The following is a 16,837-nucleotide window of genomic DNA, read 5'->3' on the forward strand; positions in this document are numbered from 1 at the left end:
TATTTACATGACGTTTCCAAATGATAAACGCCAGTCTATTTCACAAGTGGAAATTCCGTTTGTGAATTTAATAGCTGTATTCATCACTTTCAAAATTCACAAACTTAAAAATTCAGTTTAGTAACTTTAGGCGTTGTCTGTGCAATGACACGACCGCCACGGATTGAATACAACACTTCTGAATGTTCATTAAGTACGTTGTAGAAATCACTGTAGTAGATTGTAAAATTAATCCGAACGCTGTTCGGACAAAAAAGATCAGCTTCCTTTAAAATGGTGTTTACAACAAACCCATCTTTTAGGAGCTGATCTTTTGTCTAGTATAACCTATTCCGAACGAATTAAAATCGAAACCTTTTGTGAACTAGGGCTGTCCAATATCCAAATGGGCGTTCGGCTGAACCGATCACCGTCAATAATTTCTTATGAATTATCTCGATGTCAACCTTATCAGGCTGAATTAGCACAAACAGATGCCGAATACAAGCGATCACGATGTGGTCGGAAAACTAAGCTGAGCGATGAGTTAAAGCAAAAAATTCTCAACCATTTACGTCTAAGCTGGTCACCAGGAATGATTGCTCACGAATTTAAACTAGCTACTAAATCTATTTATAATTGGCTAAATCAGGAGAGAATTGATTTCTCCTTGAATGATCTACCTGAACATGGCGTACGCCAACGGCGTAACGTTGACCAACGATCCAAATATAATCAATCTTTGGGGCGATCAATTGAACAGCGTCCCATGATGATTAATCAACGTAATCGCATCGGCGATTTTGAACTAGATACAGTCGTTGGTCCTCGTGGGCATAGTAAGGCAGTTTTATTAACTTTAATCGATCGAAAATCACGGTTCCTTTGGGCATACCGGTTAAAAGATCGGACGACAGTGACTGTTAATGAAGCACTAACTAAGTTCCTAACCACTTTTAATGGTCCGGTGCACAGCTTTACTGTGGACCGTGGCACTGAGTTTAGTGGGCTAGTATCACTTGAATCACAATATGGTATTAAGACCTATTACTGCCATGCTTATACGCCAGCTGAACGTGGTAGTAATGAACGCTTTAATCGGAATTTACGTTATTTTTATCCTAAAGGGACTCGTTTTGAACACATTAGTGCTCAAGATTTAACGACGACGTTACTCCAAATTAACCAGCGACCGCTTAAAATACTTGACTGGAAAACACCGTATCAGGTTATGCTGACCAATTTGTCCAAAAATTCGGATTAAATTTGCAATCTACCCTGTTGTTATAAACAATGCAGTTACCAGGCTTGCCGACCTCAATGCCGTAATGGTCCGTAATGTGTAGCGCCTTAGCAGCATGGCTGGTCACAAATTGATATGACCCATTAATCTCGTCATAGCCCATTAAATGACCAACATGAAGGCCCATCGAAACAGGATCGAGCATATTGCCATTCCCCATTGGATACCATGGATCACGAACATCGTCTTCACCGAAAGCAACATTAATACCATCTTCGTTAAGTTCTTTGACCCGCGTCATCCCACGACGTTTAGGATAAGTATCAAAACGCCCACCTAGATTGGTGTTTACAAGCGGGTTTGCAATCATATTGATGTCTGCCATTCGTAGCAAACGGAATAATTTATAGGCATACGCATTATTGTAAGAGCCTAGTGCAGTTGTGTGGCTAGCAGTAACCCGGTCAGACAGGCCTGTTTCATATGCAATCGTCGCCAAAGTCTCCAAATGACGAGATGCAGGATCGTCGATTTCATCGCAGTGAACGTCAATCAGGCGATCATACTTTTGAGCTAAGTCACCAATAAAATGTAACGATTCGATCCCATATTCACGAGTGAACTCGAAGTGAGGAATGCCGCCAATGACGTCTGCCCCCAGCTTAACGGCCCCTTCCATTAACTGCCTACCATGAGGAAACGACAAAATGCCTTCTTGTGGAAAGGCAACCAATTGCAGTTCTACCTCATCAGCCATCTCTTTTTTAACTTCCAAGAGTGCTTTTAAAGCAGTGAAGGAAGGATCAGTTACATCGACGTGTGAACGCACAACCTGAATCCCGTTGGCAATCTGTTTGCGCAAGGTTTCCTTTGCCCGTTTCTTAACATCTTCAATCGTTAACGTTTTCTTTCGCTCCGACCAAATGCGAATACCATCAAATAATGTACCAGATTGATTCCATTCAGGATCTCCAGCCGTTTGGGTAGCGTCCAAATGAACATGTGGGTCAATCAATGGTGGCAATAATAATTTGCCGGTTGCGTCAATCACCTGCTCGTTATCTTTAGGCGTTAGATGCTGATCAATTGCTTTAAAAACACCGTCTTCAATTCGAACATCTTGTAAATCGCTCTGATTGTTGATGTGAACCTGCTGAATAAGCATTAGTTGTAACCTCCATGTGTCAGTGATATGTAAACGTCTTCAATCTCGGTTTAGCGTAATGCTAATAAGTTTTGAATGCAAGCAAAACTATGATACAAACGGATTTGAAGCACTTTTCGAAAACGGTTTGAAACCTTTTTTCAAAAATTTATCTTGATATTTGTAAATGATTTTCATATAATCAACATGTGCAACAGACAATTTATTTTAAAAGAGGAGCTTTCTAATGAAATTAGGGTTAATCGGTTTAGGCAAAATGGGTCTGAACTTAGCAGAAAACATGATGGATCATGAAAACGAAGTTGTTGGTTTTGACTTAAACAAGGACTTTGTTAACCAAGCAGTAACCGCTGGTGCTGAAGGTGCCGACTCACTTGCTGACATGGTTGCTAAATTACCATCACCAAAAGTCGTATGGGTTATGGTTCCAGCCGGCAAGCCAACTGAATCAACGATTGACCAACTGTTAGACCTACTTGACGAAGGTGACTTCATCATCGACGGTGGTAACTCCTTCTGGAAGGACTCTGTTGCAGATGCTCAAAAGGCTGAAGAAAAAGGAATCAAGTTCTTCGACTGTGGTACTTCTGGTGGCCAATCTGGTGCCCGTCACGATGGTAACTTCATGATTGGTGGAAACGATGCCGCTGCCTTTAAGACACTCGAACCTTTGTATGAAGGTATCGCCCAAAAAGATGGTTACCTTTACACTGGTAAAGCTGGTTCAGGCCACTACCTCAAGATGGTTCATAACGGGATTGAATACGGTATGATGGAAGCTATCGGTGAAGGTTTCGATGTGCTTGAACACAGTGCGTTTGACTACGATAACGAATCCGTTGCCCGTCTTTGGAACAGCGGTTCAGTTGTTCGTTCATGGCTGATGGAATTGGCTCAAGACGCTTTTGCTAACGATGCCAAGTTAGACAACATCAAGGGTACTATGCACTCATCTGGTGAGGGTAAATGGACTCTTGAAGAAGCTATGAACCAACAAGTAGCAACCCCTGTTATCGCTATGTCTCTGTTGATGCGTTACCGTTCAATGGAAAACGATACCTTTACTGGTAAAGTTGTTTCTTCATTGCGTAACGGTTTCGGTGGTCACGCGGTTGATAAAGCTTAATTTAATAAATTTTTTCTATCGGATGATGCCCTCTTGGGTGTCATCCTTTTTCTTTACTTATATCAAACTGATTTAACTTCCTCGAGTATGTCAAATCAGCATACAGCATACTGCCGTTGCGCTGACCAGAAATGCCGTTCCATGAGGACCGGTCTCAGCCTCCCAAAACCTGGAGTCTTCTACCTTGATTATGAGCCGAAAAGCTCATCGTCTCATAAGTCATCCCGCAACACTAAGGGGCCAAGTTCTCGCCGCCAAGTGTTGCCGACACGGAACTCTATTTCTAGTCAGCTCCACTCTTATGACAAACTGATGGCAAACAGTTTGTACATCAACATTTTTCAGTTATTATAAGCGCAATGATAATCACCATATGAGCTGAAGGGCGTCAATAGTGATACCGAGTCGTGAAAGTGGTGTTAATGAGGTGGTTTTCCGAATTTACACCACGGACGGTCACACAGACGCGGCTTTTCCGAGGCTGTGTGGCGAGATGAAAGACGCCGGTTTTTAGGTGGCTCGAACCGGTCCCACGACGAGCGTGTCACTATTGACAACCGTAAGCGCAATTCACGGCTTTACATTAACGCCACCAATTAATAGAACTAAAAAAGCTGTACCTCATTGTGGGATACAGCAAAACAAAATTGAGTTTAATTAGCGAACCACTAACACAGACACAGGTGAATATTTGGCAACATAAGCCGCCTGGCTACCAAAGTACTTGGCAACCCCTTGCCGAGACAACGAGCCGACAATTACAAGATCTGGATCAACTTGTGGAATTACCTGCTTGACGATTGTTTCACCAGGATCACCTTCAGCGATCAATGTTTTAACAGACTTAACCCCTGAATTTTCGGCGACCCGACGATATTTATCTAATCGTTCTTGAATCGTCTTTCGTTGTTGATCCAACATTTCCTTGCTTAACGCGGTAAAAACATTAACATCCTGTTCTTCAAGGATACTAACAATCACCAGCTCGGATTTATCTTCCTTCGCCTGTTTGACCGCGTACTGGTAAGCTAGTTGTGCATCCGGAGAATCATCAACACCAACAAGCACACGCTTGTAGTCGTAGACCTTCCCCTTTATGATGTCATCCTCACTTTGTACTTTCTTGTGTTCACTTTTTGCCATGTTAAACAACTCCTTCACAGATAATTGTAACCGCTAACACTGCAATAAAGCTAGTCTAAACGACTAATGATTTTCAATCGGCTTAATATAATCTTGAGCTGTTGCTAAGGTATTCGCCGACGACTGTTTCATTGAAACGGTCGCTTTATTCTTCAATCCAGTCAACCGCTTGTGTTTTACATCAACTCGGTATTGCAAAGGCTGCCCATCTTTCGCAAAGATCAGTTGGCTCTTAAAGGCCTCACCGCTGCGGTGATAGTTGGATGCTGCATGTTTCTTGTAGTCCGCTTCAGTCTTATAAACAGCAGTTGCCGTCGACTTCGGTACCAAGGTTAACACATTGCCCTTTTGTGTTATTTGCCCATCTGTCACTTGTTCTTGAATACCGTTCATACTTAACGAAGTGGTCACACGCTGCCTAAATTGATGGTCTTTCGTAAAGACAACTAACAGCGTATTATTCAGCATCTGCTTTTTGCCTAGTGTACTCTGCCGTTTGTAAGAGCCTTGATAACCAAGATCTTGCCAAAATGTAGCCTGTGTTTTGCTACTCTGTTTTTTGGTGGCCACCTTTGCGACTGAATGATGATGTGCTTCCGCCTTCGCAGGTTGGCTCACAACGCTGATGGTCATTAAACTGACCATCACCGCTAATGCAGCGATTTTAATTTTACTGATGTAACGTTTTCCCCCACTTGGTGCAGATTGATGCTGTGTACTCATACGTTATTCGTCCCTCATTTCAAAGTTTCGATGACAATCTGGCATAATGCGCATATCAATTGCCATCCCCTTAACTGATTATCGAGTACTATTATCGCAAACATTTGTGCAAATTTCAGAAAAATTTAAGTAATCTAATGCCTATACGGCCCTTACGATGTTCCTGACAATATAGAGAATCCGATGTAATCAAGGTGTCTACCGTTTTCGAAACAAGAAATTACAAAATCATAACAATTTGTTCCTAGCTGCGCAAAAAACTGCTCAATTTAATTATTGGGCAGTTTTTTCTTGCATATATTTAACGGCATCAGCCAGTTTTGTAAATTGTTTAGTTTGGCCAGCATTCAATTTATGGGCTCGCTGGTACACCCGTTTAGTTGGCGTAAAGTGTGTGTGTGTTTTTACTTTACGACTCGCACTCGCATACGCATCTTCCAATTTTTGATACGTCGCTTGGCTACTCGTTGCATCGATATTAAGTCGCTTTTGATCACTAGCCTGCAAATGATCGATGTAAACGCCGGCCTGCGGTTTGACAACTTTCATCGTCTGATTAATCGCAGTCACATTGTCCTGCTTGTTGGTCGCCAATTGCTTAGCATATGTGCGTTCAAAATCAGCAAGTGGTAGCTGATAGATAGCTAATGCAATATTGTTAGGCTTAGCCTTTTTCTTATTGCTACTATCAAACTGATAATGAGCCACCGTTACCACCACTGCAGAACGGCCAAAACTCATTGAAGTAATAGTCGCCTGCTTGTGTGAGAACGAAGCTACCCCGTGTGCCGTGACCGTTTTGCCCTTATACGTCAACGGTTGGGCGGCATCAACCAATTCATAATTCGTTGTTGTCATATTTTTATACAACACAGTACCACCAACCGCCGCAACTGCAATCACAACAGCAGCGACAATGGCGCTAATCAACCATACGAGGCCCCGATTATGAACCGGAGCGTTTGTCTCTGTTTGCTTCATTACCCAAGGTCCCCTTTATTGCGCTAATTTATTCTAGAAAGCCCGCATAATGTGAAGAACTCCCTCAATGAAGAAGTAGATGCCAATTAGTGTAGCTAGGGTTAGTGCAGCTACAACTGGCTTTAGTAACAATAAAATGCCAACGATAAGACCGAGTACATCTAATCCGATGCTGATCCAGAAATACCGTTTGTCAAACGAACGCATTAACCCTGACGTAATCAAACCGGTCAATGAATCAACAATGAACCATATTGCAAAGAAAATTGGTAACAAACGCATTCCAATACCAAGATGAAAGATTAAAAATGCACCAATTACAATGTCTAAAATCCCCATAAGCAACAACCACACAGGAGAACGCCCCAGAAGCCGTCGAACGTCATCATGGAACCATACCTCATAAATACCTCTGAGTAATGCAACGGCCCCAAAAATGGCTACCAATGCCATTAAACTCGATGCCGGATCCACAAAAGCAATCCCTGCTGCAATGATAAATAACACGCCAAGAATGAAACTATACCAGTCAAAGGACCGACGGGTGGAATTCCAATTCATGTCATCATCCCTATCTTTACAAAATTTTGATTCACGTTCATTACACTATCTGTGTTCAGTCTAACACTCGCATCATGACTGACCAACAGTTGCGCCCCATTCATCAACAAAAATTAGTTAATGTCATATCCGCATCATTTTGCGAAGAAGGCTAAACAAAAAAACATCCTATCCCCCGAACTGGGAAATAGAATGCTTTCAAAAACGAGGATTGCGCCCAAGACTTTGAATGACGAGGCCATTTCGCATTGTGCACCCAAAGTCGTAACGAAATCACTGCCATTTGTTCGTAAAATTCAAATTAACGGTGGTCAGTTTTACGGGCCCACAAATCACCCAATATTTGGATAATAAAGACGATGGCTAAAATGATAATCATCGCCATGATGGTGATGTCATTTTCAAAACGGTCATACCCGATGCTAATCGCAGTATTCCCAAGGCCACCACCACCAATGGCACCAGCCATTGCAGTAAGTCCGATCAAACTAATAACGGTAACAACCGATGTCCGAATTAAATCAGGCAGCGCTTCACGTAAATAAACACGGAAAATAATTTGCATTGGTGAAGCACCGACTGCTTCCGCAGCTTCAATAATGCCACGGTCAACATCGACTAAGGCATTTTGAACCTGACGTGCATAAAATGGTGCGGTACCGATTGTCAAAGGCACCAAGGCTGCGGTAGTACCAATTGAGGTCCCCACGAGCAACCGCGTGAATGGCGCGATAACGGCTAATAAGATGATAAAGGGAATGGACCGGAAGATATTTACCAGTTTATCCAAAATCCAGTATGTCGTCCGGTTTGCCAGAATGCCACCTGGTGCTGTAACTACTAACGCAATACCGATAATAATTCCAAGAATGCCGGCAATTATTCCGGAGACCAGCGTCATGTATATTGTTTCCCACGTTGATTGGATGAAGACATCCTTGTTAGCCACAACGTTTGGCATAATGGAGGTCCAAAAATCCGTTGCTAAAATAGTTGTCATGCTTATGCCTCCCCTTCGGCGTTGGTGTCTGCTTCAGCAGCCTTGCGTGCGAGTTCTGCCTGATATTCCGCGACATTGATTTGCCGAACAGTCACGCCCTGCTCCTTTACGTAAGCCAATGCCTTATCTACAGCATCGCCTTCTCCACTTAACACCAAGCCCAAATTACCAACTGGCGTATTTTGTAGAATCTCGACGTTTCCAAACAAAATATTTGGTGTAACTTTAAATTGCTCATACAGTTGCGCTATCAAGGGATCATCAGTCGATGCACCCGCATAGGACAGTACGACCAACCTCTCGTTTGCTTGTAAGTGCTGGATACTTGGCTGGGCAACAACGTTCGCCAAGGCAGCATCAATCTGAGAAGACGTTTCGATAAATTCTTTTGTCAATTGCTGAGTTGGTTTGGAGAATATCGTCAGCAAGTCGCCTCGTTCAACGATTTCTCCGCTCTGCATAACGGCCACCTTGTTACAGATGGATTTAACTGCCTGCATTTCGTGGGTAATCAACACAACCGTCAATCCTAACTTTTCATTCAAGTTTTTCAACAAATCAAGAATTGATGATGTCGTTTTAGGGTCTAGCGCTGACGTCGCTTCGTCAGAGATCAAAATTTCCGGATCATTTGCCAATGCCCGGGCGATTGCCACCCGCTGTTTTTGACCACCAGATAACTGGGCTGGATAATCATTTTTCTTTTCGGATAGGCCAACTAAGTCCAAGAGTTCATCTACCTTAGCCTGCTTGTCATGCCGACTCAATTTAGAACCCAACAATAGTGGAAACATGACGTTGTCACCGATGGTCCGCTCATTCATCAGGTTGAAGTGCTGGAAGATCATGCCAATCTTTGTTCGTGCTTGGCGCAGCGCCTTTCCCTTTAAGGCACCCATATTCTGACCGCTAACGGTCACCTTGCCAGATGTTTGCCGTTGTAATTGGTTAATTACCCGCACGAGTGTACTTTTACCCGCGCCAGAATAGCCAACGATCCCGTAAATGTCACCCTTGGCGACTTCCAGATCAACATTTTTAACGGCCCGCACAGTGCGGTCAGCCTCTTTAAACGTTACATCAATGCCCTTTAAATCAATAATCGGTGCGTTTGCTGCCATAATGGTTGTTCCTTTCCTAATTCGAATTCAATACGGTTAACTAAAAATGTTCTATGTATGCAAACGTGAACTGAGAAACCAGTTCATGTTTGTCTAAATAATACAAAGGAAATTATTTAATGTCCAAATTCCATGCTGGCTTTTCAGTACCTTTAAAGTCCTTGTTGATGATATCAGCAATCTTCTTGGTTTGATAAGCCTTAACAATTTCTTTGACAGCTTTCTTGTTCTTGTCAGCCTTACGGGACACGATAATGTTGATGTAAGGTTTAACATTCTTGTCGATTTTTTCTGCATAAACGGCGTGTTTGATGTTCAACTTAGCGTCAACAGCGTAAGTATTGTTAACAACTGCAGCCGTGGCGGAATCGAGCGAACGTGGTGTTTGGTCAGCAGCCACCGCCGTAATCTTCAAATGCTTTGGATTTGAGGTAACATCCTTAGGCGTTGGTAACTTAGCATTGTCTAGTTTAATCAAACCGGCGTTCTTTAATAAGTTTAAGGCACGGCCTTCATTAGTTGCATCGTTAGGGATCACAATCTGATCACCCTTCTTAAACTCAGAAACCTTCTTAAGCTTTTTTGAGAATAATCCAAGTGGTGCAACGGCTGTTTTACCAACCGGTGTCAAATCTGCTTTGTGCGCCTTGTTCCACTGGTCAAGGAAGTAATAATGCTGAAAGGCGTTAAGGTCAATCTGCTTATCATTCAACGCTTGGTTGGGCTGGGTGTAATCAGTGAAGGTCACAATTTTTAAGTTAATGCCCTTCTTCTTAACATCCTGAGCAATTGGCTTCCAGATCTTTTCATCGTCGGTGCCGACAATACCAACTTTAACTGTTGTCGTCTTAGCCGAACTAGACTTGCCACAACCTGCTAATACCAAACCTAATGCAAGTACAGATGCAGTCCCTAACAAAATACGACGAATTCTTTTATTCATGTTAATTTACCCCTTTTTTCATCCATTTACATGGTCATTAATGTCGACTCATTTTTAATTTGCCGACTTCACACAACCGCTCACTGACAAAGCTGAACTCTGGCAACGAAAAAAGCCCGCCTCTAATAAAAATTAGAAGCGAGCTTATCGCGTTACCATTCTAGTTCGAACTGAATTTACATTCAGTTCCTCATCAACCGACACCTAGAAAGGGTCTAGAATTCCTAAGTAGCGGTGTGCGCGGTAATGGGCGCCAAGTCATTATCACCTTACCGACAGCAGTTGCCGGTTCGACGATACCAATCGCAGGCCATTTTCATCCTAACTTGACTCACCCGCTCTCAGCATACGCAGGCTTTCTGTACAGTTTTGTTAAAACTACTTTCCTGTTCAAATTGTTTTTCGGTCATGTGAAATTGTTATTAGATTACCGCACAAAAAATCGCTTGTCAACGATTATTGTAAGAAAATAATGAGATTCGCCACGCCGTTCTCATAATTATTTTTATATTCACGAATGAAAGCGTGTGGAATCCCTTTAACGATTTAAGATACTTTCAATTCGTTCAAGCTCATCTGTCGTGAAGGTCAGATTGTTAACTGCCTTGATGTTGCCCAACAAGTGGTCAACATGTGAGGCACCAATGACCACACTTGTGACCACATCATCATGTAATAACCAGGCCAAAGCCATCTGTGCCAAAGTTTGTCCACGGTCGGACGCCAAGCTGTTCAGATCATTTAACTTGCTAACCACTTTGTCGGTACCTTGTTTCAAAGACAGCTTATTGCTCCAGTGAATTGGCATATCTTCGGGGATCCCCTGTAGATAACGATCAGTTAGCAGACCTTCTGCTAGTGGTCCGTATGCCACCAATCCTAGTTTGTTTTCCTTCAGTACGTTTAGCAAACCGTCGTCCTCAACAGCACGATTAATCATGTTGTAACTGCTTTGGTTAACAACAAATGGCGTGTGGTGTTCCTTGAACAACTTAGTGATTGCTGCCGTTTGATCTGCAGTGAAGTTTGACACACCAACGTATAAAGCCTTACCCTGCTTAACCATCAGGTCCAACGTCTCAACTTGTTCTTCCAGTGAGGTGTGTGGGTCGAAGCGGTGCATATAAAAGACATCGACATAATCCAAGTGCATTCGGGTTAATGACAACTCCAATGCATTCATCAATGTCTTACGAGATGAAAATTCGCCGTATGGTCCAGGCCACATATGAAAGCCTGCCTTGGTCGTTATGACCAATTCATTACGGTATGGCTTCAGATCCTGTTCGTAAACTTTACCGAACGTCTCTTCGGCACTCCCGTTGCTAGGACCATAATTTGACGCGTTATCGAAACTGAAAATGCCGTTGTCAAACGCCTTCAACATTACCTCACGACTATTTGCGTAAGGTTGTTCGTCTCCTAGATTCCGCCATAGTCCAAAACTGACCGCTGGCAACATAAAGCCAGTGTCAGCAACCCGGCGAACGGGCATGTTGGCATACCGTTCTTCGTTTGCTTGATACATATCAATTAGCTCCTCTCAATCTATGCTTACAGGCCTTATTTTAACGTAAAATGCAGGCAAAAACGAACTTGTCTTGCTTGCGGCGCGGGGTTGGCGCCGCTTTTTGTTAATGGTATATAAGTTAAAGTAAGAATTTGTTTGTTAAATTAATGCATAATCTATCTTTAGAATGAGTGTCATTGCCCCTCTTTTGTAGATACAAAAAAATCGTGAATTCTGTTCGAATATCACGATTTTTTGATTTATTTTAAAAAGATATCAATTGGTCTATCTTAATTTAACATCCGGATTTTGCTTGCTAATAAACAATTCATCGACCGGCTGATTGTTGTGAATCCGTAAAATAGCTTCACCAATTAAATCAGCTACCGAAATGACGGCCAACTTATCAAACTGCTTTTCAGCGGGGACTGCAATCGAATCCGTAACAATCACCTTAGTTAACTTTGATTGTTCCAATGATTCAGCTGCACGACCAGAAAAGACAGCATGAGTCGCTACCGCATACACATCCTTGGCCCCACTGGATTTAAGAATATCTGCCGAGACTGTCATGCGATCCGCTGTATCAATCATGTCATCAATAATAACGGCTGTTTTGCCCTTTACGTCACCGATCACTGAATCTGGCTCCGGATCAAATTCATCCTCTGACCGATTATCAATGATTGCAATCGGTGCCTTTAATAACTCAGCAAAGTTACGGGCCCGTGAAACACCAGCGTGATCAGGGGCAACCACAACAATATTATCCAGTAAGTCGTTGGTGTAAAAGTACTTAGCCAACAACGGTGCACCCAACAGATGATCAACGGGAATGTTGAAGAACCCCTGAACTTGATCAGCGTGCAAATCTAACGTCAACACACGGTCGACACCGTCAATTTGAAGAAAGTTGGCCACTAACTTGGCTGTAATTGGTTCGCGGGGACGCGCTTTGCGATCTGCCCGTGCATACCCATAGTAAGGCAGCACCACATTGATTTCACCGGCACTAGCACGCCGCAACGCATCAACCATAATCATCACTTGCATGAACGAACTGTTCACGGGATCACTAACGGATTGGATGACATAAACTTCATCCCCACGAACGCTTTCATCAATGGTAATCGCAATTTCACCATCAGCAAACGTACTGATGGTAGTTGGACTCAGCGGAATATTAATAGACGCTGCGATTTTTTCTGCCAACGGCCGATTGGTGTTCAGTGAAAACAACTTAATGTTGCCGTTAGACTTTTCTTCACTCATGACTGCCTCCACAAATTCATTTCAATAGTCCTATTATCGCAAGTAAGCCCGTGAATGACAAGGAAAACCCAATTAAAACCGGTTAACTTGCGCACATTTGTCACTCACCAGCACTGCCGCAATCTTTTACTTGATTGGCGTTTGCTCACGACTAGCTAAAGTGTGGTTAAACCACCAAGCAATCCCAACCAGCAAGATGCCCGTAATCATAAATAACCACTTGATTGCCACCACATCCGCTAATGGACCAAAGAACAACATTGCAATCGGATAAATCCCAGTCGAAACAATCTGAAAGATGGAAAAGACGCGGCCCATCATGTTTGACGGCACGGTTTCTTGAATCAATATATTGCTCGTCGCCTGAATAATTGGCATCGCAATGCCACTGATGAACATAAAGAACAAATAGACCGCAAACGGTTCTGGAATGCCCATCGCAAAGAACGCTACTCCACTAACGGCCAGTGCCACTGCAATAACAGGTACTTTATGATTAATCTGTTGATGGCTACTGATCCAAATGCCGCCAATGGTGGCGCCTGCCGTCCACAGCAACTCGTTAAGCGTCAATAACATCACTCGGCTACCAAATGTTTGTTTAACAAATAATGTTGATAACTGCGAACTGGGCGCCACCATGATAAACGCTAACGCAATGAGGATCATAAACCAGCGCATAAAACTGTGATTGAAGGTGAATTTCAGCCCACCGCCAATTTGGCTCAACGTCGACGTAACCGCACCAGCCGTTGCCTTTTGCTGATCAAGTACAACTGGATCAACCTTGATTAGTGCCAGTAATAACAGCCCAACTCCGGCCGTCACCACATCCACGATAAAAATAAAGATAATCCCGAGTTTTCCTAAAATCAAACCAGAAACAATCGGTGTGATAAGCAATAATACGGCATTGATCAGCTGGTTCAGTCCATTCATACGCGTTAACTGTTTACGCGGCGTCAATTGCGGTAACAACGCATTGCCGACAGGCATCTCCACCCCCGTTCCCATCGAACGAACAGCGGCGATTAGTAGCAAGAGCCATAAATCACGCCAGCCAAAATAAAACATCAGAGCAATGCCCAACGTCACAACGGTAACCATCCCCGTTGCCCACATAAGCAGGTTCCGGCGGTTAGACCGGTCAGCCCACACACCAGCCCATAGTGACACTAAAATTTGTGGCAAACTTTGCGCGAGCGTGGCCAACATCATCCATGTTCCAGATGACGTTTTGAGTGCAATGTACCATAAAATCGCAAAAAAGACCGATGAAGAACCGAATAAGAAAAAATTCTGAGCGGCTAAAAACAGCCCTGTATTCCGCTGCCAATGTTTCTCAATCGCAGCATTTACAAGACTCGTCGACACATTTGAAGCACTGTTTGATGAAGTCATCATTCTCCCCCGCTTACCCTAACTTTAGGTTAACCTTCTTCCGGCGCAAAATCCTGAGGCGTCAACTTGCCCATTCCAATCAATGGATCGATATTGCCGCTTAGAATTAAGGCCGTTGTCAGCCTTGGCTCACCTAGTGTACCGCTTTCTTCGTCAAGCGTGGTTGCAGACGACTTTTCCACATTAGTGGACCCTTCTTTTGCCTTCGTTGAGAGCTGAGCCGATTCAGATGTCGTTGCATAATTCGAACCAGTGGCTTGAGTGATTGGTGCCTCTGCGTCGACCATTGTTGCACTAGCACTAGCATCAGCAACGCTGCCATCACTAGTTGAACTTGGTGCCGTCTGATCCACCACCTCAGCAGTGTCGTCGCCCTCATGTTTGAATACCTGTCGCAACCGGGCTTGCAGTGTCGTTTGCCGGTTGGCAGATTTATTCGCAGCGGCTTCTGCAAAGGATTGTTCATCACCAACCAGAATCAACCACTGTTGTGCTCGCGTTACCGCTGTATAAAGCAGATTACGCTGTAGCATCCGGCGAAACTGGGGTACCAAGGGCAAAATCACCAGTTTGAACTGTGACCCCTGCGCCTTATGAATGGAGACACAATAGGCCAGCGTTACCCGGTCAAACTGAGCGCGTCCGTACGTGACCTCTGTTTGATCAAAGGCAATGGTTAATTTGTCGACCTTGTCCTCGTTGGTCTTATCGGTGGCTAAATCAATCCCGACGATTTCACCCATGTCGCCATTAAAAACATTATTTTCCGGACTGTTAACCAGGTGCAACACCTTGTCACCAATCCGAAAATGCTCGTTGTGAGCCTCAACTTCTTTCGTCCGCGCACTCGTTTTAGGATTCAAAGTGTCCTGAAGGGCCGTGTTTAACGCATTGATGCCGGCAGCCCCCCGGTACATGGGTGCCAGAACCTGAATATCCGTTTTGGCAAAGCCACGCGACTTCGCACGGGCGACGACCTGGTTGACTAGCGGCACAACTTGATAGGGTCGCGCTGCGAAAAAGCTACGATCCGTTTGATTAACCGTAAAATCGGCTGGCAATTCGCCATGTTTGATAGCATGTGCCAAAGGAATAATCGAAGAACTGTCATCTTGACGATAGATTGTTGTCAACTCAGTGGATGGCAGACAGTCTGACTTCAACAGGTCAGCAAACACCTGTCCTGGACCGACTGAAGGCAATTGATCCTGGTCCCCAACCAAAATCACCTGCATGTGGTTAGGCACAGCCTGAATCAATGTTCTAAAGAGAAACGCGTCCACCATCGACATTTCGTCCACGATGAGCAGTCCGCCCTCAAGATCTTTGTCTGAAGATTGTGTGGCCTCATCTTCACGCCCGGTCAAGCCAAGCAAACGATGAATCGTGCTAGCAGGTAAATCTGTCACTTCACTCATCCGCTTAGCCGCCCGGCCAGTTGGCGCCGCTAATAAAATCGGAAAGGTGCCATCCTCATACTCATTGATATCCAGTGACAATTCATGGATTCGTGCAAACAAGGCGACAATCCCGTTAATAATCGTCGTCTTACCCGTTCCGGGACCACCTGTGAGTAAATAGACCGGCGAGGAAATTGCGGCCACTAACGCGTCTTTTTGAGCATCGTCGTATGTGATCCCCAATTGCTTTTCGACGAGTCGCACCTCGTGATCCAAATCAACGTCTTTAGGCAACAATCGCTCCTGCTGTTGTTGCAAACGCATCAGGTGTTCAGCACTATCCCACTCAGTATCATACAGTGACTTCAGGTAGACCTGTTGTCCATTGCCGACGATGAGCTGATCTTTCGCCATGGCAATTAATTGATTGGCCAGCATATCTGGTGAAATTTGCACGTTTCGCGCAGATTCTAGCAATGCCGTGGCATCGTGAATCAATGGCTTTAGCTCGGCAAACGTATTTCCGGAAGCAAAACAAATATCACTGATTGTTTCCAACAATGCTGCCCGTAACCGGCCTGGCGCATCCGCATCAAAACCTAATTGTTCAGCAATTTGATCCGCCCGTTTGAAACTCACCCCGTTGATATCTTCTACCAACTGATAGGGATTTTCTTGAATAACATGAAGCGTGTCCTGCTTGTATTTTTCATAAATCGTGCTGGCCAACTGGCTGCCAAAACCGAAACCATTGAGGCCGATGATAATCTGTTCCGTACCGTGATTTTCGGTCAGAACTTCAATCAGGTGATCAGCGACAGACTTTTTTAACCCGATGGGCTTTAAGACATCGGGATTTTTGACGACCTTGTCGATTACGCCGGTGCCAAGGGTTTCAACGATTCGCTCCGCTGTTTTTTTCCCCAGACCGGGAAACTGATCGCTAGATAAATATTTGACCAAGCCCGTTTTAGAAGTCGGCGTCTCATTTTCATAATTACTGGCATTAAACTGTTTGCCATATTTGGGATGGTCCACAACCTTGCCGATGAAACGGTAGGTGCCTTCTTCCGCCACGTCACCAAATGAACCGGTGACAACAATTTCGTCCTCAATCCAGTCCAAGTCCGTTTGATCCACGTGAACCAGCAGAACCTTATAAAAAGAATCAGAACTACTAAAAAAAATGGCGGCGACCTTACCCACGACATAATTGGGTTTAAAACTGGTGTTGTCGTCAAATAGCGACATTGACTCGGCCATGTTGGT

The 16,837-nt window shown here is 44.0% G+C and carries 14 protein-coding genes and 1 other annotated feature; of the genes, 2 read left to right on the top strand and 12 right to left on the bottom strand.

Annotation, left to right across the window (positions count from 1 at the left end):
* Positions 1 to 313 precede the first annotated feature (313 nt).
* Complete coding sequence (locus ABUE36_RS08860) at positions 314 to 1,243, top strand: IS30-like element ISLpl1 family transposase (protein ID WP_421016625.1); 930 nt, start codon at positions 314 to 316, stop codon at positions 1,241 to 1,243.
* On the opposite strand, the gene codA is transcribed toward ABUE36_RS08860, so the two are convergent.
* Positions 1,209 to 2,387, bottom strand: coding sequence for a cytosine deaminase (codA, locus tag ABUE36_RS08865; protein ID WP_421016626.1), 1,179 nt, complete (start codon positions 2,385 to 2,387; stop codon positions 1,209 to 1,211). The genes ABUE36_RS08860 and codA overlap by 35 nt on opposite strands.
* Before the next feature lie 226 nt (positions 2,388 to 2,613).
* On the opposite strand from codA, the gene gnd reads away from it, so the two are divergent.
* Positions 2,614 to 3,513, top strand: a complete 900-nt coding sequence (gnd, locus tag ABUE36_RS08870) for a phosphogluconate dehydrogenase (NAD(+)-dependent, decarboxylating) (RefSeq protein ID WP_161000942.1) — start codon at positions 2,614 to 2,616, stop codon at positions 3,511 to 3,513.
* A gap of 657 nt (positions 3,514 to 4,170) precedes the next feature.
* On the opposite strand, the gene ABUE36_RS08875 is transcribed toward gnd, so the two are convergent.
* The 11 genes from ABUE36_RS08875 to ABUE36_RS08925 form a co-directional block, all read right to left on the bottom strand.
* Entirely contained in the window at positions 4,171 to 4,656 is a 486-nt protein-coding gene (locus ABUE36_RS08875) for a universal stress protein (protein WP_162855586.1), read from the bottom strand.
* Positions 4,657 to 4,719: 63 nt separating this feature from the next.
* Positions 4,720 to 5,379, bottom strand: coding sequence for a hypothetical protein (locus ABUE36_RS08880; protein WP_161000943.1), 660 nt, complete (start codon positions 5,377 to 5,379; stop codon positions 4,720 to 4,722).
* Between the two features lie 273 nt (positions 5,380 to 5,652).
* Positions 5,653 to 6,360: a hypothetical protein gene (locus tag ABUE36_RS08885; protein WP_161000944.1), complete on the bottom strand. Its 708-nt coding sequence runs from the start codon at positions 6,358 to 6,360 to the stop codon at positions 5,653 to 5,655.
* A gap of 33 nt (positions 6,361 to 6,393) precedes the next feature.
* The gene (locus ABUE36_RS08890; RefSeq protein ID WP_161000945.1) at positions 6,394 to 6,921 is read right to left on the bottom strand and encodes an HdeD family acid-resistance protein; all 528 of its coding nucleotides are present in this window, start codon (positions 6,919 to 6,921) and stop codon (positions 6,394 to 6,396) included.
* Positions 6,922 to 7,222: 301 nt separating this feature from the next.
* Positions 7,223 to 7,921: a methionine ABC transporter permease gene (locus ABUE36_RS08895; protein WP_017262840.1), complete on the bottom strand. Its 699-nt coding sequence runs from the start codon at positions 7,919 to 7,921 to the stop codon at positions 7,223 to 7,225.
* A gap of 2 nt (positions 7,922 to 7,923) precedes the next feature.
* Positions 7,924 to 9,042, bottom strand: a complete 1,119-nt coding sequence (locus ABUE36_RS08900) for a methionine ABC transporter ATP-binding protein (RefSeq protein ID WP_017262839.1) — start codon at positions 9,040 to 9,042, stop codon at positions 7,924 to 7,926.
* Between the two features lie 112 nt (positions 9,043 to 9,154).
* On the bottom strand, positions 9,155 to 9,973 hold the full coding sequence (locus ABUE36_RS08905; protein WP_026017229.1) for a MetQ/NlpA family ABC transporter substrate-binding protein: 819 nt from the start codon (positions 9,971 to 9,973) through the stop codon (positions 9,155 to 9,157).
* Between the two features lie 143 nt (positions 9,974 to 10,116).
* Positions 10,117 to 10,388: a binding site (T-box leader), on the bottom strand.
* Positions 10,389 to 10,523: 135 nt separating this feature from the next.
* A complete protein-coding gene (locus ABUE36_RS08910; RefSeq protein WP_017262837.1) occupies positions 10,524 to 11,513 on the bottom strand; it encodes an aldo/keto reductase in 990 nt (329 codons plus the stop codon).
* Between the two features lie 267 nt (positions 11,514 to 11,780).
* Entirely contained in the window at positions 11,781 to 12,767 is a 987-nt protein-coding gene (locus tag ABUE36_RS08915) for a ribose-phosphate diphosphokinase (protein ID WP_161000947.1), read from the bottom strand.
* A 126-nt stretch (positions 12,768 to 12,893) separates the two neighbouring features.
* Positions 12,894 to 14,168 (bottom strand): MFS transporter, encoded by a 1,275-nt coding sequence (locus ABUE36_RS08920; RefSeq protein ID WP_161000993.1) that lies wholly within the window; start codon positions 14,166 to 14,168, stop codon positions 12,894 to 12,896.
* A 29-nt stretch (positions 14,169 to 14,197) separates the two neighbouring features.
* Positions 14,198 to 16,831, bottom strand: coding sequence for an ATP-dependent RecD-like DNA helicase (locus tag ABUE36_RS08925; protein WP_421016627.1), 2,634 nt, complete (start codon positions 16,829 to 16,831; stop codon positions 14,198 to 14,200).
* Between the last annotated feature and the right edge of the window lie 6 nt (positions 16,832 to 16,837).

The sequence above is a fragment of the Furfurilactobacillus cerevisiae genome (assembly GCF_048961765.1).
GTDB classification, from domain to species: Bacteria; Bacillota; Bacilli; order Lactobacillales; family Lactobacillaceae; genus Furfurilactobacillus; species Furfurilactobacillus milii_A.